Here is a 19,772-nt window from a genome sequence, read left to right as displayed (position 1 = left end):
CTCTAGAGAACTCCAGATCAATAGATCTTGGAGAACTTTTCGATGTTCGACTTGTCGAACTGGAAGGGCGGAGCCATCGCAGCCGAGTTGGTGTCGTCGAGCGTGACCTTGCCGACGCGGCCGATCGACAGCGTGGCGCCGGGCTTCGCCTCTTCCTTCTTCACCGCCAGATCATGGGCGAGGTAGACGGCCGAGTAGCCGAGGTCGATCGGGTTCCACAGGGCAACCGCCTGACTGGAACCGTTGTCGATGAACTTCTTGAACTCGGACGGCAGCGCGAGGCCGGTGACATTGACCTTGCCGATCAGGTTCTCGTCGGTGACGACCTGGGCGGCGGCGACGACGCCGACGGTGGTCGGCGCGATGATCGCCTTGAGGTTCGGATAGGACTTCAACAGGCCCTTGGCTTCGTCGGTGCTCTTGGCCGAATCGTCATCGCCATAGACGGTGGCGACGAGTTTGATCTTGGGGAACTTCTCCGGCAGGATTTTCTTGGCCGCGTCGATCCAGGCGTTCTGGTTGGTGGCGGTCGAGGAGGCCGACAGGATGGCGACCTCGCCGCCTTCCGGCAGGTGGTCGGCGGCAAGCTTGATGATGGTCTCACCGATCAGGCCGGTATCGGACGGGTTGAGGTGAAGCTGGCGGCCTTCCTTAGCGACGCCCGAATCCCACGAGATGACGGTGATGCCGCGTTCCATGGCCTTCTTCAGCACCGGCACCAAGGCGTCGGCGTCATTGGCCGAAATGGCGATGGCGTTGACCTTCTGCGCGATCAGCGAATTGACCACTTCGATCTGCGCTTCGGCGGTCGCCTTGGTCGGGCCGGTGTAGATGATGTCGACATCGCCGAGTTCCTTGGCCGCCTCTTCGGCGCCCTTGTTGGCGGCATCGAAGAAGCCGTTGCCGAGCGATTTCACCACCAGTGCGATCTTGACGTTTTCGGCATAGGCGGCATTCACGAACATGGCGGCTGAGAATGCAGCCGTCACCATCAATTTCTTCAAGAAGCTCATCGAATTTCCTCCCTTGAGCGTTGCATTCCATCGTCGCTGCGAGCGCGAGTTGGCCTCAGGCCTGCAGTGAAGATTCTTCCTTGTTGGTCGCGGATGTGCGGGCGACGATCAGCGTCACCCCCGCGGTCTCCAGCATCTTGGCTTCGCGATCCTCGATGCCGTCATCGGTGATGACGGTGGCGATGCGCGACAGGCCGCACAGGATCAGGCTGGAGCGTTTGCGGAATTTCGAGGAATCGACCAGCACCACCAACTCGTCGGCTTGGTCGATCAGTTTCTGCTCCGCCTGGATCAAAAGCGGATCGCCCTCCATCAGGCCGAGCGGCCCCAGACCCTGCGCGCCCATGAACATGCGGCGCGCATAGAAATTGCGCGTCACGTCATTGTCGAAGGGCGACAGGATGATGTTCTGCTCGCGATAAATGGTGCCGCCCGACAGCATCACCGTGTTCTTGGAGTGCTTGAGCAGGTGCTCGGCGATCGGGAACGAATTGGTGAAGATCGGCATGCGGCGGCCGGTCAGGAAATGCACCATCTGGAACGTGGTGGTGCCGCCATTGATGATGATTGGTTCGCCGTCCTTGCACAGCTCTACCGCTTCACGCGCGATCGACCGCTTCTGCGAGGCGTTGATCGTTTCGTTGACGGAAAAGGGCCGGCCGGCCAGCCCGATGAACTGCGGCGGCGAGATTGCCTCGGCGCCGCCGCGCACGCGCCGCAGCCGCTTCTGGACGTGGAGAGCCGCGATATCGCGCCGGATCGTCGCCTCGGAGGACTCCGTCAGGTCGACCATCTCCTGCACCGTCACCACAGGCTTTTCCTGGACGGCGGACAGAATGATCCTGTGGCGCTCTTTTTCGTGCATGGTTCCTCCCTGCCTGAGCATCTAGGCACCCAAAACGCGCAGTGTCAATCATTTCCGATCATATAATTTCATTGTGCAGTGCAATATGATCGATATTGATCGTTTGTGATTGACAAGCCGGCTGCTTCCGCGGAAATTCGGACCAAATGGCCGCGCCTTTTGCGTGCCTTTGGGAGGATTGCATATGCTCGACAAGCGCACCGGCGCGCGCCTCGCCAATCTGTGGGATGAGGCCAAGGCTCACGCTATGAGCGGGCCGGAACTTCTGGTCTACCGTTCGAACACACTTGGTTCCGACAAGCGCGTCACCAACTATGGCGGCGGCAACACGTCGTCGAAGATCTGGCAGAAGGATCCGCTCACCGGCGAGGATGTCGAAGTGCTGTGGGTCAAGGGATCAGGCGGCGACAGCGCCTCGATCAAGCTGGACGGCTTTGCCACGCTCTACATGGACAAGCTGCGCGCGCTAAAAGGTCTCTATCGCGGCGTCGAGCACGAAGATGAAATGGTCGGCTTCCTGCCGCACTGCACCTTCAACCTCAATCCACGCGCGGCCTCTATCGACACGCCGTTGCACGCCTACGTGCCGAAGCCTTTTGTCGACCACATGCATCCCGATGCCATCATCGCCATTGCCGCCGCGAAGGATTCGAAGGCGCTGACGAAAGAAATCTTCGGCGACGCCATCGGCTGGTTGCCGTGGAAGCGCCCGGGCTTCGAACTCGGCCTGTGGCTGGAGAAATTCTGCCTCGAACACCCCGATGCCAAGGGTGTCATCCTGGAAAGCCACGGCCTGTTCACCTGGGGCGACACCCCCAGGGAATGCTACGAGACGACGATCTCGGTGATCAACCAGGCGATCGAATGGTTCGAGCCCCGCTCCGAGGGTGTCGCTATCTTTGGCGGTGAAGTGGTCAAGGCACTCGACGCCACCGAGCGCCGTGCCATCGCGGCCAAACTGATGCCGAGGATTCGCGGCCTGATCTCGGAGAAGAGCCACAAAACAGGCCATTTCGATGATTCCGCCGCCGTGCTCGAATTCGTCAATTCCAGGGATCTGCGCCCGCTGGCGGCACTCGGCACCTCGTGCCCCGACCATTTCCTGCGCACCAAGATCCGCCCGCTGGTCATCGAATTCGATCCGGCCAAGCCCGATGTCGATGCGGTGATTGCGCGGCTTGCCGACGACATCGCAGCCTATCGCGTCGGCTACCAGGCCTACTACGACAGCTGCAAGCATCCGGACTCGCCCGCCATCCGCGATCCCAATGCCGTCGTCTACCTGATGCCCGGCGTCGGCATGTTCACCTTCGCCGGCGACAAGGCGACGGCGCGCATTTCGGGCGAATTCTATGTCAACGCCATCAACGTCATGCGCGGCGCCTCGACCGTCTCGTCCTATGTCGGCCTGCCTGCACAGGAAGCCTTCGACATCGAATACTGGCTGCTCGAGGACCTGAAGCTGCAGCGTATGCCGAAGCCGAAGTCGCTTGCCGGCCAGATCGCGCTGGTCACGGGTGGCGCCGGCGGCATCGGCCGCGCCACGGCCAACCGGCTGCTGCGCGAAGGCGCCTGCGTGGTGCTGGCCGACATAGACGAGGCAGCGCTGGCCAGCGCCAATGACGAACTGGCCAAGGTCTATGGCAAGGATTTCGTCCGCCCGGTGCTGATCAACGTCACGTCGGAGGACCAGGTTATCTCCGGCTTTGCCGAGACAGCGGTCGAGTTCGGCGGCATCGACATTCTGGTGTCGAATGCAGGGCTGGCCTCCTCGGCGCCGATCGAGGAGACGACGCTGGCGCTGTGGAACAAGAACATGGACATCCTGTCGACCGGTTACTTCCTGGTCTCGCGGGAAGCGTTCCGGCTGTTCCGCGCGCAGAAGATCGGCGGCAACGTCGTCTTCGTCGCCTCCAAGAACGGCCTTGCCGCATCGCCCAACGCCGCCGCCTATTGCACCGCCAAGGCCGCCGAGATCCATCTCGCCCGCTGCCTGGCGCTGGAGGGCGCGGAGGCGCAGATCAGGGTCAATGTCGTCAACCCGGACGCGGTGCTTCGCGGCTCGAAGATCTGGACTGGCGAGTGGAAGGAACAGCGCGCCGCCGCCTACAAGATGTCGACCGACGATCTGGAGGAGCACTATCGCTCGCGTTCGATGCTGAAGCGCTCGGTCTTCCCGGAAGACATCGCCGAAGCGATCTATTTCCTGGCGTCCGACATGTCGGCCAAGTCGACCGGCAACATCATCAATGTCGACGCGGGCAACGCCCAGAGCTTTACGCGCTAGCCGCTTCGCCCTTCTCCCCGTCACTATACGGGGAGAAGGTGCCGGCAGGCGGATGAGGGGCAGCGCTGCCCGAACATATTTTGGGAGGAATCAGCACTTGTCCGAATCCATCATCTCCGCCGACCTCGTCGACAAGGACAACGGCGCGCGCAAGCCCAACCTCGAGCGCGACTACGCCTCGCTCGGCGAGCGCCTCGACCGTCGCGGCATCGCTATCGACGCTATCAGAGACAAGGTCGAGAAATTCGCGGTGGCGATCCCGTCCTGGGGCGTCGGCACCGGCGGCACGCGCTTTGCCCGCTTTCCCGGCGCCGGCGAGCCGCGCGATATCTTCGACAAGATCGAGGACTGCGCCGTCATCCAGCAATTGACGCAAGCGACGCCGACCGTCTCCCTGCACATTCCGTGGGACAAGGCCGACCCGAACCGGCTGAAGCAGGCGGCTTCGCGCTTTGGCCTCGGCTTCGACGCCATGAACTCCAACACTTTTTCCGACGCGAAGGACCAGGCGCTTTCCTACAAATTCGGCTCGCTGTCGCATGCCGATGCCGGCACGCGCCGGCAAGCGGTCGAGCACAATCTCGAATGTATCGAGATCGGCAAGACGCTCGGCTCCAAGGCCCTGACGGTGTGGATCGGCGACGGTTCGAACTTCCCGGGCCAGGTCAATTTCGCCAAGGCGTTCGAGCGCTATCTCGACGCCATGAAAGAGGTATACGCCGGACTGCCCGCCGGCTGGAAGCTGTTCAGCGAGCACAAGATGTACGAGCCGGCCTTCTATTCCACCGTCGTGCAGGACTGGGGCACCAACTACATGATCGCCAGGGAATTGGGCGACAAGGCGTTCTGTCTCGTCGACCTCGGCCACCATGCCCCCAACGTCAACATCGAGATGATCGTCTCGCGGCTGATCCAGTTCAAGAAGCTCGGAGGCTTCCATTTCAACGATTCGAAATATGGCGACGATGATCTCGATGCCGGTTCGATCGACCCCTACCGGCTGTTCCTCGTCTTCAACGAACTGGTCGATGCCGAACTGTCCGGCACCGAGGGTTTCGATCCGGCGCACATGCTCGACCAGAGTCACAACGTCACCGATCCGATCGAAAGCCTGATGCTGTCGGCGGTCGAGGTGCAGCGCGCCTATGCGCAGGCGCTGCTCGTCGACCGCAAGGCGCTGGAAGGTTTTCAGGACAGTAATGACGCGCTGATGGCGACGCAGACGCTGAAAGCCGCCTACCGAACCGATGTCGAGCCGATCCTGGCCATGGCGCGGCTGAAGACCGGTGGCGCCATTGATCCGGTCGCGGCCTATAGGGCGGCGGGTTACCGCGCCAAGGTCGCTGCGGAACGTCCCGCGGTCGCCGGTGGCTCGGGCGGCATTGTCTGAGCCCGAGCCGGCCCCCTCACCCGGCCGCTTTGCGGCCACCGCCCTCCGGGCGTTCGTTGTTCGAAAAGCCAAGCAGTTGGCTTTTGGCCCGCCGCGCGGACCACGCCTCACCCCCGCTGGGGAGAAGAGACTGACGTCAGCGCTGACAACCTCCTCTCCCCTCGGGGAGAGGTCGGATTGCCTCGAATTGCGCTTCGCAATTCAGTTGGCAATCCGGGTGAGGGGGCTCTTTCTCACGCTCCCTTAATTGTTAGTGGACTCGATCAGTCCAACACGGTCTTCTAGGCGTCCCCCCGCCCGGAGAACCGCCATGCCTCTCAACCGTCGGACATTGATCGCCGCCAGTCTTTCCATCACCTTCGCCCTCGCGCCGTTGACGGGCGTCTTCGCCGCATCGCCTGCGCCAGCCAAGGGCGAGCACGGCATGGTGGTGACGGCCCAGCATCTGGCGTCCGAAGTCGGTATCGAGGTGCTGAAAAAGGGCGGCAATGCTGTGGATGCGGCGGTTGCCGTCGGCTATGCGCTCGCGGTCGTCTACCCCAATGCCGGCAATATCGGCGGCGGCGGCTTCATGACCATCCGCTTCAAGGACGGCAAATCGACCTTTCTCGATTTTCGCGAGCGGGCGCCGCTGGCGGCGACAAAAACCATGTATCTCGACAAGGACGGCAACCCGGTGAAGGGGGCCAGCCTCGACGGCTATCTTGCGGTCGGCGTGCCGGGTTCGGTGGCCGGTCTGGAGATGGCCCGCGAAAAATACGGCAAATTGTCCCGCCAGGATTTGATGGCGCCGGCAATCGGCTATGCCAGGGACGGCTTCATCCTCAACCAGGGCGACGCCGCCTCGTTTGCCGGCAGCGCCGACAGGCTGGCGAAGGACCCCGCGGCCGCCGCCATATTCCTGAAACCCGACGGCAAGCCCTATGGCATCGGCGAACGGCTGGTCCAGCCCGACCTCGCGGCGTCGCTCGCCGCCATTTCCGAAGAGGGTACGGATGCCTTTTACAAAGGCGCCATCGCCGATGCCATCGTCAAGGCGAGCGGCGCCAAGGGCGGCATTCTCGCCAAGCCCGACTTCGAGCAATATGCGGTGCGCGAACTCAAGCCCGTGACCTGCACCTATCGCGGCTACGAGATCACCTCCTCGCCGCCGCCCAGCTCCGGCGGCGTCATCATCTGCGAAATCCTCAACGTTCTGGAGGGCTATCCCTTATCCTACCTCGGTGCCGGTTCGGCTGAGACGGTCCATGTCATGGTCGAGGCGATGCGCTATGCCTATGTCGACCGCAATTCCGCGCTCGGCGATCCCGATTTCGTCGACAATCCGGTCTCGAAATTGCTTGATAAGGCCTATGCCAAGGATATCCGCGACAAGATCGACCCGTTCCGGGCCGGCGTGTCGCAGGATCTGATGCCGAAGGGCTTTGGCGAGAGCAAGGAGACGACGCATTATTCGATCATCGACGATGAAGGCAATGCGGTCGCGGTCACCTACACGCTGAATGGCTCCTTCGGAGCCGGCGTCGTCGCCGACGGCACCGGCATCCTGCTCAACAACGAAATGGACGATTTCACCCAGAAACCCGGCGTGCCCAATCTCTACGGCCTTGTCCAGGGCGAGGCCAACGCCATCCAGCCGAAGAAGACGCCGCTGTCGTCGATGAGCCCGACCGTGGTCGCCAAGGACGGCAAGCCGTTCATGGTCATCGGCAGCCCGGGTGGCTCGCGCATCATCACGATCACGCTGGAAGCGATCGTCAATGTCATCGACCACGGCATGAACATCCAGGAGGCGATCGACGCGCCTCGCATCCACCATCAATGGCTGCCCGACAAGGTTTATGTCGAGCCGTTCGGCCTGTCGCCGGACACAGAAAAGCTGCTGGCCGACATGGGATATCACCTCGATCTCGCTGACCAGACCTGGGGGCAGGCGGCCGGCATCCTGGTCGGCGGCAAGAGCCTGGCGGAAATCGAGAAGGGCAGCGGCGCGCGCTACAACGGCGCCATCGACAGCCGCGCGGCCTCTGGCGAGGCGCTCGGATACTGATAGCTCGGAGGAAAAGCTTGGTGCAGCGTGGCGATTCGGGTTGATCGCCCGCTGCTCAAGTGGATCGGCATCACACCGATGCGACCGTCACAAGACCAGCGTGAGGGTGGACGCAACCAGCATCAAGGCGGCAATGCCGACGAACAGCGCATAGATACGCGGCCGGTCGAGCAGCAGCGCGTTTCCGGATATCCAGGCGGACGTGGCGCCGCCAAGCGCGAAGAGGAAGCCGTTGCGGTGCCCGAAGACCATCGATGCGGCCATCAGCCCGCCAATGATCAGCGCACCGAACACGATGATCACGGCAACGGCATATCTCTCGAAATCATTGCCGCTTCCCATGCTCGGGCCGATTGCGTTCAAGGTTGGCAGATCGTCCGGATCGAAAGGGTTCGTCGACCCGTATTCGTCTTGACCGGCAGGCTCTCGCATCATTCATTCTCCGTATAGCGGCAACAAACCATCAAGCCTTGCCGAGCGCAACCCGATCGCACTCCCTTCAATGCGTTTGGTACGGTCTTCTACACCTTCTGGCGACGACCGCCGCCGGTTTTTTGATTCGTTGCCTTTTTCAGGCAATCCAATCCAGAGCGCGCCGGCCCGAAGGCGGTCGTGGCACCATCATCCTGGAATGCATTCGTGGAGGAAAAATGATGCGGGACGTGGATTGCGCTTCGCGGGCAGCGATTTTCGGCGAGCGGGACGTCGCACGCGGCCGTGGCGGTGCGAATCGGCTTGCCGCCACCCGGACGGAGGACAGGACCGCGTCGAATCGCGGCTCTGGACGCGTCGCGTCGTCACAGGTTCATGCGGCGCGCTTCAGATCCTGCATGCCAGATCACTGCCAGTCGGGGCAGCCGAGCGGCATGCATCAGAACTTCATGCTGAGGCTGCCCTTGATGACGCGGCCTTCGCCATAGATGCAGCTGAGGTCGGCATTGCTGCCGGCCTCATAGCAGGTCGAATAGTAGGTCTTGTCGAACAGGTTGGAGACATTGAGCGCTGCCTGCCAGCCATTCTTCTTGTAGCGCAGTGCCGCGTCGACCAGCGTGTGGCCGGGCACGTTAACCGTGTTCGTATTGTCACCGAAGCTGGCGCCGATATAGCGCACGCCGGCGCCGACACTCAGGCCCTCGAGCACGCCGCTGCCAACCTCATAGTTGGCCCACAGCGATGCCTGGTGTTCCGGCACCCTGGCCGGGCGGTTACCGATGACGGCGGCGGCATCGCTGGTTATCTCCGCGTCGAGATAGGTGTAGGCCGCCGTCATGCTGAGGCCGGAAGCCAGATCTGCGTTGGCCTCGATCTCCAGGCCGCGATGGCGGACTTCTCCGGTCTGGACCTGGTAGACGGGATTGGCTGCTGCCGTCGGCACATTGGTCTTGCGCAGGTCGAACAGCGAAGCGGTGATGAAGCCGGGGAAGAAGGTCGGCTCGTATTTCAAGCCGACTTCATACTGCTTGCCCAACGAGGGCAGCAGCGCGTCTCCGGACTGGGTCGGGCCGATATTGGTGGTGAAGGATTCGGCATAGCTGGCGTAGGGCGTCAGGCCGTTGTCGAAGAGATAGCCGATGCCGATATTGCCGGTGAAGGCATGGTCCTTCTGATCGTAGCTGCCTGCACCGTCGAGTCGGTTGAAATTGGTGTGGTCGATCCAGGCCTGCCGGCCGCCGATTGTCAGGACCCAGTGGTCGGCGATCTTGGACTGGTTTTGTGCATAGAGGCCGACCTGGCCGATCGTCTCCACGCGATCCGTAATGATGAGACTCGGCGGCGTGACAGGGATCGAGTAGTCCGGGTTCTGGGTGTCCAGCGGCGGACCCGCCCCGTAGCCGTTGCGCCCGTCGACCGATTGTCTGCTGTAATCCAGACCGAACAGCAGCTTGTTTTCGACCACGCCGAAGTCAGCCTTGTACTCGGCCTGGTTGTCGACGTTGAACAGCCTTGCCGTCTCATCCACGGTGAACAGCGTGCGCTGCACCGTATGTTCGTCTGCGCCGATGTATGGGCCGCCAAGCCACTCGCCAAAATAGAGCTGCCGGTAGTCGGTTTCCTGCTGCGAGTAGCGCAGGTTTTGCCGCACCGTCCAATGGTCGTCGAACTCATGGCTGAACTGGTAGCCGATCGAACCATGGTTGGCATCGAAGCGGTCGAAGTCAGGCGAGCCGGTGAAGAAATTGCGCGGCAGATTGCCATACTGCGCCGGCAGAAACTGATTCGTCGTCAGCCTGTCCCACTGGTAGTTGGCCAGGACGGTCAGCGAGGTCTGCGCATCCGGCTGCCACTTGAGCGCCGGCGCGACGAAGATGCGGTCGTTGCGGGAATAGTCGGTTTCGAGCGCGCCGTTGCGAACCAGGCCGGTCAGCCGGTAGGACCACACGCCGGCATCGTCGATCGGGCCGCCTATATCCAGCCCGGCCTCGACGGTGTTGAAGCTGCCATAGCTGAGGAAGCCGTCATAGATCGGCTTGTCAGTCGGCCGCTTGGTGACGGCATTGACCATGCCGCCAGCCTCGTTCTCGCCGTAGAGCACCGAGGATGGCCCCTTCAAGACTTCGATTCGCTCCAGCCCGTAGGGCTCGATCTTGAAGCCTGAGAAATCGATCACTTTCTGCGGCAGCCCGTCGCGATAGATCGCCGACGTGCAGAGGTCGAACCCACGAATCAGGCATTGGTCGAAGCGATCGTCGACGCCCCATGGCGAGATGGTGACGCCGGCGAGATAGGACAAGGCGTCCTCAAGCTGCCCTGGCTGGCGATCATCGAGCTGCTTGCGGGTCACCACCGAAATCGAGCGTGGAATCTCCTTCAGCGGCGTGTCGGTTTTCGAGCCGGTGGTGGTGTTTTTGGCGATGTAGCCGTCATCCGGTCCGACCGGGCTGTCGCTCTGTCCCTCGACATTGATCGGGTTGAGCTCGGTCGCGGCTTCCTGCGCAAGGGCTTGGGTGCAAAGCAGGGTCGAAAGCGATGCGACCACGAGGCCCCGGGTCCGGCTTCGCCGCCGCGCCGCACGATATGCACTCAACCGCATCTTGATACCCTCACTGCCCGCAATGCGCGCAGGACCGTTTCGCCTTGCGCCAATTTAAATTTGTTGACTCGGTTAGTCATCTTCAATGTTGACTATGGAAGTCATGTTTCATAGTCAACCGACCATCGGCTGCCGGCAGCCAGATTTTTGAATGCGTCGTTTTGGAGAAAACCCGTGCCTGAAATCCACGCCCAGCCGGCTTTCCGCACAGGCGCTGCGCGATGATGGCAGCCCTTGAATCCCACAGGGCCGACCGTCTCCGCGGTCGGATCACCCGGCGCGGCGCGCTGGGACTTTTCGTTCTGCCCTTTGCCGCAATTGCATCGCCATCTGCCACGGCGAAACCGTTGCGCATCGTCTGCCTGGATGACGGCCTGGCCGAGACCTTGCTCATGCTCGGTGTCAGCCCGGTTGCCATTGCCGGTCGCGACATCTGGGAGACCTGGGTGGTCGAACCGCCGCTGCCGCCTGAGATCGCCGATGTCGGAACGCTGCTCGAACCCAATCTCGAATTGCTGCAGCAACTCAGGCCCGACATCATCCTGTCCATGCCGTATCTCGACGGCATCAAGCCGCTGCTCGAACGCGTGGCGCCGGTGACGACGATCGGGCTCTATACCGAGGCCGGGCAGCCCTATCAGCGCGCGCTCGAGGCGACGCGCCAGCTTGCCAGGCTTGTCGGCAAGGAAAGCGAAGGCGAAGCGCTGATCGCGGCGACAGATGCGTATTTTTCGGAAGTCCGCCGGCAGCTGGCGCCGCTTTCGGCGCGGCCGATCTATGTCGTCAGCTTCATGGATCCGCGCAATGTGCGCGTCTACGGCAAGAAGAGTCTGTTTCAGGAGGTGTTCGATCGCATCGGGCTCGCCAACGCCTGGACGGCCGAGACCAATTATTGGGGGTTTTCGACCGTCGGTATCGACGGGCTGGCGACATCCAGCGACGCTCGCCTCGCCTATCTCGAACCCTTGCCCGAGGGCGCGGGCGGCACGCTGACCGAAAGTCGGGTCTGGAACGCCATGCCTTTCGTGCGCAACCGCTCGATCATGCGTCTTCCCGCCGTCCATATGTTCGGCGCCCTTCCGTCCGCCACCCGTTTTGCTCGGGTCCTGGCGTCTGCGATGACTGTGGAGGCCGCCCGTGGCTGAGGATGCTGCGGCCATTGCCCAAGGGGGGAAGCATGCGTCGGCCGGCCGGGCCTCCGCGTGGAGCTGTTTCAGGAATCAGCCGGTAGGCGCGATCCTGCTTTGCGCGGTGCTGCTCGCGGCAGCGTCAGCGGCAACCGTCTCAAACCTCACCGTGCAGCTACCATCGGCGCTCTGGCTCCAATCGCTCGCCGCCCCCGACATCGCCGACATGCGGCAGGTGCTCGTCCACTATGCTTTCCTGCCTCGGCTTGCCGTCAGCCTTCTGTGCGGTGCGGCGCTCGGGCTTGCCGGAACCGTCCTGCAGCAGGTTCTGCGCAACCCGCTTGCCTCGCCCGAAACGGTCGGCGTCTCGGCCGGCGCCTATCTGGCGCTGGCACTAGCAACGCTTCTGTCGCCGTCGCTGCTTGCCTTTGGCCGCGAATGGGTGGCGCTGGGCGGCGCATTCGTTGCCCTTGCCGCCGTCATAGCTCTGTCCTGGCACAAAGGCCTGTCACCGCTTTCGGTCGTGCTAGCGGGGCTTGTCGTCAGCCTTTATGCCGGCGCCATCGGTGCCGCTCTCATTGTGCTGCGGCATGAATGGCTGGCCAGCCTGTTCATCTGGGGCGCCGGTTCGCTCGGCCAGCAGGACTGGTCGACGACGCTGTGGCTGTTGCCGCGCATCGGCACTGCTGCGCTTGCGATCTTCTTCATAGTGCGGCCACTGACCTTGCTTGGCCTCGACGATGAAGGCGCGCGCAGTCTTGGCGTGCCGCTCGGCGCCTATCGCTTCGCCGGACTGGCGGCCGCCGTCGCGCTGATCGCGTTTGTCGTTGCCGCTGTCGGCGTCATCGGCTTCGTCGGCCTGGCCGCGGCGACGCTCGCGCGCATCGGCGGTGCCCGGCGGCTGGGCCAGCAACTGGTGATGGCGCCGCTGATCGGCGGGGCGCTGTTGTGGGCTGCCGACCAGGCCGTGCAGATCGCCACCGGGCCGCAAGGCGACCTGCTGCCGACCGGAGCGATTACAGCACTTCTCGGCGCGCCCCCGCTTCTCTGGCTGCTGCCGCGCCTTGCTCTGGGCTCGGAAGCCCCGACCTTGATGGCCGCGCGCCTGCCGCGCGCAAGCCGGCCCGGCCTTATGCTGACGGCGATCGGCCTGGCCTTGCTTTTGCTGCTCGGGCTGGCCCTGCTCTATGGACCGGGCCCGCATGGCTGGACCTTCGCCTTCGGCGACGAGCTGCAGCCTTTGCTGTCGTGGCGGTGGCCCCGCGTGCTTGCCGCGCTGAGCGCCGGGGCGATGCTGGCGCTTGCCGGGCTGATGATGCAGCGGCTGACCGGCAATCCGATGGCGAGCCCCGAAGTGCTTGGCATCAGCGCCGGTGCTGCGCTCGGCATGATGGTGGCGCTGTTTGCGCTCTCCGATGCCGGGCGCCCGGTTCAGACGGCGGCGGCAACCATCGGCGCCTTCGCCGCTTTGCTGGTGACGCTGGCGATCGGCCGTCGTGCCGCCTATGCGCCGGAGCGGCTGCTGCTCGCCGGCGTTGCTCTGACGGCCTTGTTCGACGCGCTGATCCTGGTGCTCACCGCCACCGGCGATCCGCGTGCCATGCTGCTGCTCAACTGGCTGACCGGTTCGACCTATGGCGTCGATGTCGGTGACGCCTTGCTCACCGGTGGCATCGCCGTCTGCCTCTTCGCGCTCGCGCCTTTCTTCATGCGTTGGCTCGACATCCTGCCGCTTGGCCCCGCCGCTGTGCAGGGCCTTGGCATTGACCTGAAGAGGACGCGGCTTCTCGTGCTGCTGGTGGTCGCGGCACTCACCGCAGCCTCGACCCTGATCGTCGGTCCGCTGACCTTCATCGGCCTGATCGCGCCGCACCTTGCCCGTCGCCTTGGCCTCTCCCGTGCGCTGCCGCAGGCCGTGGGCGCGGTGCTCGCCGGCGCGCTGATCATGGTCGCCGCCGATTGGGTGGGCCGCACCGCCATCTTCCCGCGCCAGGTCCCGGCCGGTCTCGTCGCCACACTGATCGGCGGCCCGGTGCTGATGTGGCTGCTGCGCCGCCGCTGACCGTTTTGCCCTTGTGGAGATATCGATGCCCAAGTCGACGCCAGCTCTGATCGCCGACACCACGGTCCACGATCTTGTCCCGGCGCAGGTCGGCGCCCCCTGGCGGATATTCCTGCATGTGCCGTCCGGGCCGGTGCCAGAAGCCGGCTGGCCTGTGCTCTACATGACCGACGGCAACGCCGTCATCGGCACGGCGGTCGACGCCATGCGCGCGCAGGCCTTCTATCCAACGGGCAGCAATGTCGGCTGGGGCGTCATCGTCGCCATCGGCTATCCCGTCGAGGGCGCCTATGACCCGCTGCGCCGCTCATGGGATCTCGGCCCGCCGCCGGGCAAGACCTATCCGCCCTTCTATGAGGGCACGCCCGAAGTCCGGACCGGTGGGGCAGGGGAGTTCCTTGCCTTCATCGAGGACGAGTTGAAGCCGTGGGTCGCCAGTCGGATCACGGTCGACGCTAGCCGCCAGGCGCTTTACGGCCATTCTTTCGGTGGTCTGTTTGCGCTCTATGCCCTGTTCACGCGGCCGTCTGCCTTCCAGACCTGGATCGCGGCGAGCCCCGCCATCTATTGGGAAGAGCGTGCCATCGACCGCTTTCTCGAAACCTTCGAGGCCGCCATCCCCGCTGGTTTGGCGGCGACCGTGATCCTGTCGGCCGGCGAGTACGAGACCGAGAAGCTGGCGCCGTTCCAGATTGGCGCCGAGGACGAGGAAAAGCGCCTGCAGCAGAAGAAGATAACACGCACCGACGAATTCGCGCGGGCAATGGCGCAGCGGCTTGATGCTCTCCCGGGCGTGCGTGCGCGCTTCGAGCTGCACGCTGGCGAAAACCACATGTCGATCCTGCCGGTCACGGTCAATCGCGCGGTTCAGGCAGCGTTTGCGGTGAGGGCTTGCGACTAACGGCCTTCACCTCTCAACGCTGCAATGGCTTGTTCTCGTTGTGTGGCTGCGTCCGCGTCCATAGCGCCAAAACGCAGGGCACAGCGGAATTTTTCCCCGGGTGCGACGCGAACCAGGCGGCCTCTTTCCTTGGCCGCAAGATAGCCGTCTGGTTCGGCGGTGGCCGGCAGCACGAGGCCAAGCGCGTCCTGGTCGGCGCCGCGCGTGATCCAGCGGACGGCATAATTGAGCTCGTCGGGGCGAAAGCTGACGAAATCCGCCGTACGGTCCGGATGGACCTGCAAGGCGTGCGCCCAGCCCTGGGGGTCCGCCTTAGCCCTCATCGTCAGCACGAGTTCTGGGTCGATCGGCTCGCCCTTGGTCAGCAGGCGATGCCGCGAAGGATCGGCGACAACGGCATCGCGGTAGGCAAGATAGCTTTCGCTCGGTGTGAAAAAGGGCGGCAGCGTCTGGCGCACGACAATGTCCGCGGAATCATCCGCTACGGTGTCGACCAGGCGCCCGCCATCGGCCGGCTTGAAATTGATGTGCGCCAGGTACATCAACTCAATGGCCGAGCGTTTCAGGTTCTCGATCACGATGTCGACGGCGAGGCTGCTGGCGTCGAGTTGCAGCCGTACGGTGGGCTCCATCACATAGTCATGGCTGAAAGCGAGGGTCTGTCGGCAGCGCCCCGTCAGCGCCATGAAAGGCCCTTCGGAATTGCCGCCGGCGATCAGTTGCACATCCTGATAAGGCGCATTTGGCAGGTCGCCGTGAAGCGGGTGGCGGTCATCCGGCCCCGGATTTCCCATTGCGGTGGCGCCGCAGTGGATGAAGAACGCGCCGTAGTTGGAAAGATAGTCGCGGGTCGCGACCGGCTCATCGAACATCGAGCGCATGGTCAGGGAGCGGCCGAGGAAGGTCGCGTCCCAGATCTGCTGTCCTTGGAACGGCAGCATGACGATTTCGCCCTTCGCGTTGCTGATCCGAAGCCCGGCAACGCCGGATCGGTAGCGAAAGGCGGTGGCGACAAGCCCGCGATAACGCGCGACGATGGTTTCCGACGGGCCGAACTGCTCGGGCACGAGATCGACGAAGACGTGATCGGAGTAGTCCAGATGCATTGTTTCGACCTCTATCCACCGCAAGCGTGCGTGCCGATAGTCGCAGGAAACATCTGGAAATCAACGGCAGCACGTCTCACAGCTTCTGCCAGGACGGCTGGTGGCAGAGTCTCTTCGCGCCCTCCTGGGAGAGCGCTCGAAACTGCAAGCTTGCCAGGCAATATCCCGCGATTGCCTATCCGCGAGCCGGCGGCAGCTCGAACAAAGTGGCGCCGTTCTCCCGGCCGCGCTCGACATAGCCGATAACGCCGAACCATCTTGCGACATCCGGCCCCTGCAGCCAGCTACGCGAGTGGATGGCGAGGTTGCCGGCGAGCGCCTGGATGTGCCTGATATGCCGCTTGCAGAAGCGAACGGTCGTGGCACGGAAGAAGTCCTCCCGTGCGGCGAACAGCGTGTCGGCGGCGTCGCTGTTCTCATGCCAGGCGATGATCGCCACGGCCTTGTCGCCCTCGACAAGCGCGTGCGCGCGGCCTTCTTTCAAATTCATCATCAGATTGTCGTAGGCGATCTTGCTGTCCTTGCCGGCCGCCACGTATTCGTCCGACATCCGTTTGGACAGACCACGAAACACGTCCTCCAGATCCCCAAGCGTTGCTGCGCGTGCTCTCATTTCACCTCCTGCAGCCCCGGCAGGCAGTTTGCCCTAGGGTTGAGGGGCGGCCAAGCAAATTAAATCCGCCGGTAGGCTAATGTGCGCAAAGTGATTCCACTTGGCGATGCAGGCGGCGGCGCGACGGGGTGTGTCCAGAACGGACCTTGGGAGAATGGTGCCCAGAGGCGGATTCGAACCACCGACACGCGGATTTTCAGTCCGCTGCTCTACCAACTGAGCTATCTGGGCCTGTTCCGGCAAACGAAAACTCGCAGACCGGAATTCATCGAGGCGCCGTGGGCGCCCCTTGAAAGCGCGTGGGTTATAGCACGGGAATTCGGCCTGTCCAGCGCCTAGGTGGCGATTTCAGGCAGGAAAAGCGATGCCGTGCGGTGCCCCGGTTTCCATGCTGCTTGCAGGCCGGAATCGCGCACGCCATGGCACGATCCGGCCTTCGTCACCCTTGTCCGCGTCGTTATTGCAGGCTGAAACGCCGTGACATGTCTTTCAGCCGACGATCGTGGCGCACAATGCTTCGAGGCGCCAGACGCGCCACGGGTCGCCGCCATCTATCTGACGCCGGTCACGCCGCGGCGAAAATCGGAGGGCGACATGCCGGCGAGCTTGCGGAACGACTTGTTGAAGGCGCTGAGCGAGCCGAAGCCCGAATCCATGGCGACGCGCAGCACATTGGCGTCCTGATGCATCAAAAGCGCCTGCGCATAGCTCAGCCGCAACAGGTTCACATACTCGTTGAGCGTCATGCCGGTGGATTTCTTGAACAGGCTCATGGCATATTTGGGATGGATGTCGGCGGCCGCCGCGATGTTCACGCAATCGATGTCGTAGAGGAAGTTTTCGGCGATGAAATCGCACATGCGACCGACATTGCGCGACGATTGCTGGTCGAAGGGGCTGCCTGTTTCCTGGTCGGTCGGAGTTGCGGATACCAGCCGGTAGGGCTCGAACCGCACCCGCTCCAGCCGCAGCAGCAATTCGTTGACGGCATGTTCGGCCTTGGCCTGGTCGCCGGACCGGGCGTAGCGGTTCCAGCGCTCGAAATTATGGTTGTCGGACTGGTCGGTGGCTGATGTCACCAGTGTCGCGCCGGTCATCAGCCGGTGCCTTATATCCGTGGGCACGTGCAGCCGGAAGAAATGCACCAGCGGCAGATGCGCCCCGGCATAGATGGCGTCGTCGGACAAATCGTCCATCTGGTGCGGCAGGCCACCCCAGAACAGGCACATCTCGCCGGCCGAAAGCGAAATCTCGTGGTCGTTCATGCGGTAATGCACGCTGCCGCGCACGATGAAATTTACCTCGACCTGGGCGTGCCAGTGCGGCTTGAGCATCACCAACGGATTGGTGTGAAACATCTGCAGGAGCAGCGGCAGGCCTTCCACGCTGCTGGCCCCAGGCTGGTAGAACGGCCGTTCAGGCATCTTACTTTCCGCCAATTTCATATTCCTTTTGACGGCGACAGGCCTTGCCCACTGCATAGTCTAGCCACGCTCACAGTGAGAGAGCAAATGAAATGGGAGGATTTCAATGCGCATCACAATGACCTGCGCCGCGCTCGCGCTTGCCTTGGGCTCAGCCCCGGCCTTCGCGCAATCCGGCGAAATCACCATCTGGAGCTGGAATGTCGCGGCTTCATCGCTGAAGGCGACCATTGCCGGCTTCAACAAGCAATTTCCCGACGTCAAGGTCACCGTCCAGGATCTCGGCAACCAGCCGACTTACGACAAGTCGATCGCCGGCTGCGCCGCCGGCGGCGTCGGCCTGCCCGACATCGTCACCGTCGAGAACGGTGAGGCCGAGAATTACTGGAGCCAGTTCCCCGACTGCTTCGTCGACCTGCATACGCTCGGCTACACAGCCGACGACCAGAAAAAGTTCCCCGATTTCAAGCGCACCGAGCTGGAAGTGGGCGACAAGGCCTACGCGATGCCGTGGGATTCCGGCCCGGTTGCCGCGTTCTATCGCCGCGATTTCTACGAAAAGGCCGGCGTCGATCCGGCTTCGATCAAGACCTGGGACGATTTCATCGCCGCGGGCAAGAAGATCCAGTCCGCCAATCCTGGCGTCTCGATGACCAATGCCGATTTCAACGGTGACTCGGAATTCTTCCGCATGATCTCCAACGAACAGGGCTGCGCCTATTTCTCCGAGGACGGACAATCGATCACGGTCAACCAGCCCAAATGCGTCGATGCCATGACCAAGGTCAAGGAGATGAAGGACGCCGGCATCATCTCGTCGGCCGACTGGGGCACCAAGATCACCAACAACACCGCCGGCACCGTCGCCACCCAGATCTATGGCGGCTGGTATGAGGGCACCATTCGCACCGAATCTGCCGGTGAAAACGGCAAATGGGGAGTCTATCTGATGCCGAGCCTCACCGCCGACGGGCCGCGCGCCGCCAATCTCGGCGGTTCCTCGCTGGCTATCACCTCGGCGTCGAAGAACAAGGAGGCAGCCTACGCCTATCTGAAATACACGCTCGGAACCAATGAAGGCCAGATCACGATGCTGAAGGAGTTCGGCCTGGTGCCGTCCCTGATCTCGGCGCTCAATGACCCCTACGTCTCGGAAGGTCTGCCCTATTGGGGCGGCCAGGCGGTGTGGAAGGATATTCTCGGCACCTTGCCGAAGGTTGTTCCGAGCCGCGGCACGCAGTTCCAGAGCGACGCCGAAATCATCGTCCGCGCCGTGCAGACCAAGTATCTGGCCGGCGGCTATCCCGACGCCAAGACGGCACTCGACGATGCCGCAAGCCAGATCGCGGCGGCGACCGGACTGCCCGTCAAATCATAACCACCGCTTCTCCTTCTCCCCTTGTGGGAGAAGGTGGATCGGCACGATAGCGCCGAGACGGATGAGGGGTGCTCCAGCGGAGTGAGACGTTGGCATTCCCTGGAACACGCCTCATCCGTCGCCTTCGGCGACACCTTCTCCCACAAGGGAGAAGGGAAGACCCAGGCGATGGCGTGAAACAACAATCGATAGAAGGAGGATGAGGATGCGCAATCGCAACGCCACGGCCTATCGCTTCCTCACGCCCTATCTGCTGATCTTCGCAATCTTCTGGGTATGGCCGATCATCAGCTCCTTCATGATCTCCTTTCAGGCGACGCGTACCGTGCCGTGGCGGTTCGCGCCCGGCTTCAACTGGGGCCGGTTGATCGGCGATCCGGCCTTCTTCAACGCCCTGAAGAACACGCTGCTCATCCTTGTCATCCAGGTGCCGGTGATGATCTCGCTGGCGCTTGTCATGGCGGTGCTGTTGCACTCTCCCCTCCTCAAGGTCCCCGGCCTTTACCTCTTTGCCTTCTTCCCCCC

General features: G+C 63.0%; 14 protein-coding genes, 1 tRNA gene and 1 pseudogene. 8 read left to right on the top strand and 8 right to left on the bottom strand.

What is annotated here, in order from left to right:
• Positions 1–17 precede the first annotated feature (17 nt).
• Together rhaS and EN749_RS03360 are read right to left on the bottom strand one after the other, a co-directional pair.
• Complete coding sequence (gene rhaS, locus EN749_RS03365) at positions 18–1,013, bottom strand: rhamnose ABC transporter substrate-binding protein (RefSeq protein WP_013533599.1); 996 nt, start codon at positions 1,011–1,013, stop codon at positions 18–20.
• Positions 1,014–1,068: 55 nt separating this feature from the next.
• Entirely contained in the window at positions 1,069–1,878 is an 810-nt protein-coding gene (locus EN749_RS03360; protein ID WP_127397397.1) for a DeoR/GlpR family DNA-binding transcription regulator, read from the bottom strand.
• A 184-nt stretch (positions 1,879–2,062) separates the two neighbouring features.
• On the opposite strand from EN749_RS03360, the gene EN749_RS03355 reads away from it, so the two are divergent.
• The 3 genes from EN749_RS03355 to ggt all read left to right on the top strand — a co-directional run bounded on the left by EN749_RS03355 (position 2,063) and on the right by ggt (position 7,605).
• A complete protein-coding gene (locus EN749_RS03355) occupies positions 2,063–4,165 on the top strand; it encodes a bifunctional rhamnulose-1-phosphate aldolase/short-chain dehydrogenase (RefSeq protein WP_128362562.1) in 2,103 nt (700 codons plus the stop codon).
• A gap of 97 nt (positions 4,166–4,262) precedes the next feature.
• Positions 4,263–5,555: an L-rhamnose catabolism isomerase gene (rhaI, locus tag EN749_RS03350; RefSeq protein ID WP_164781647.1), complete on the top strand. Its 1,293-nt coding sequence runs from the start codon at positions 4,263–4,265 to the stop codon at positions 5,553–5,555.
• Positions 5,556–5,865: 310 nt separating this feature from the next.
• Entirely contained in the window at positions 5,866–7,605 is a 1,740-nt protein-coding gene (gene ggt, locus EN749_RS03345; RefSeq protein WP_128289873.1) for a gamma-glutamyltransferase, read from the top strand.
• Positions 7,606–7,692: 87 nt separating this feature from the next.
• Here the strand turns inward: ggt and EN749_RS03340 are convergent, their stop codons facing one another.
• Both EN749_RS03340 and EN749_RS03335 read right to left on the bottom strand, forming a co-directional pair.
• Positions 7,693–8,040, bottom strand: a complete 348-nt coding sequence (locus tag EN749_RS03340) for a hypothetical protein (protein ID WP_032808338.1) — start codon at positions 8,038–8,040, stop codon at positions 7,693–7,695.
• Positions 8,041–8,476: 436 nt separating this feature from the next.
• A complete protein-coding gene (locus EN749_RS03335) occupies positions 8,477–10,582 on the bottom strand; it encodes a TonB-dependent siderophore receptor (protein WP_189367349.1) in 2,106 nt (701 codons plus the stop codon).
• A gap of 401 nt (positions 10,583–10,983) precedes the next feature.
• On the opposite strand from EN749_RS03335, the gene EN749_RS03330 reads away from it, so the two are divergent.
• The 3 genes from EN749_RS03330 to EN749_RS03320 are packed head-to-tail and all read left to right on the top strand — an operon-like array spanning position 10,984 to position 14,726.
• The gene (locus tag EN749_RS03330) at positions 10,984–11,781 is read left to right on the top strand and encodes an ABC transporter substrate-binding protein (RefSeq protein ID WP_245486816.1); all 798 of its coding nucleotides are present in this window, start codon (positions 10,984–10,986) and stop codon (positions 11,779–11,781) included.
• Positions 11,774–13,825, top strand: coding sequence for a Fe(3+)-hydroxamate ABC transporter permease FhuB (fhuB, locus tag EN749_RS03325; protein WP_128362560.1), 2,052 nt, complete (start codon positions 11,774–11,776; stop codon positions 13,823–13,825). The genes EN749_RS03330 and fhuB overlap by 8 nt, the downstream gene beginning before the upstream one ends.
• Positions 13,826–13,850: 25 nt before the next feature.
• Positions 13,851–14,726: an alpha/beta hydrolase-fold protein gene (locus EN749_RS03320; RefSeq protein WP_127398639.1), complete on the top strand. Its 876-nt coding sequence runs from the start codon at positions 13,851–13,853 to the stop codon at positions 14,724–14,726.
• Here the strand turns inward: EN749_RS03320 and EN749_RS03315 are convergent.
• From EN749_RS03315 to EN749_RS03300, 4 genes are all read right to left on the bottom strand, one after another.
• Entirely contained in the window at positions 14,723–15,832 is a 1,110-nt protein-coding gene (locus EN749_RS03315; protein ID WP_127807908.1) for a DUF4432 family protein, read from the bottom strand. The genes EN749_RS03320 and EN749_RS03315 overlap by 4 nt on opposite strands.
• Positions 15,833–16,007: 175 nt before the next feature.
• Complete coding sequence (locus EN749_RS03310) at positions 16,008–16,445, bottom strand: hypothetical protein (protein WP_128362559.1); 438 nt, start codon at positions 16,443–16,445, stop codon at positions 16,008–16,010.
• Positions 16,446–16,600: 155 nt separating this feature from the next.
• A tRNA-Phe gene (locus EN749_RS03305) sits at positions 16,601–16,676 on the bottom strand.
• Positions 16,677–16,996: 320 nt separating this feature from the next.
• Complete coding sequence (locus tag EN749_RS03300; protein WP_189367347.1) at positions 16,997–17,890, bottom strand: helix-turn-helix domain-containing protein; 894 nt, start codon at positions 17,888–17,890, stop codon at positions 16,997–16,999.
• Positions 17,891–17,975: 85 nt separating this feature from the next.
• On the opposite strand from EN749_RS03300, the gene EN749_RS03295 reads away from it, so the two are divergent.
• Positions 17,976–19,247 carry an extracellular solute-binding protein gene (locus tag EN749_RS03295; protein ID WP_128362558.1) on the top strand — a complete coding sequence of 424 codons (1,272 nt, stop codon included), beginning with the start codon at positions 17,976–17,978 and terminating at the stop codon, positions 19,245–19,247.
• Positions 19,248–19,452: 205 nt separating this feature from the next.
• Positions 19,453–19,772: pseudogene (locus EN749_RS03290) on the top strand (sugar ABC transporter permease); the annotation flags it as partial.

Source organism: Mesorhizobium sp. M7A.F.Ca.ET.027.02.1.1, assembly GCF_004022985.1.
Taxonomy (GTDB): Bacteria; Pseudomonadota; Alphaproteobacteria; order Rhizobiales; family Rhizobiaceae; genus Mesorhizobium.
This window is presented reverse-complemented; position numbering and strand designations above follow the sequence as displayed.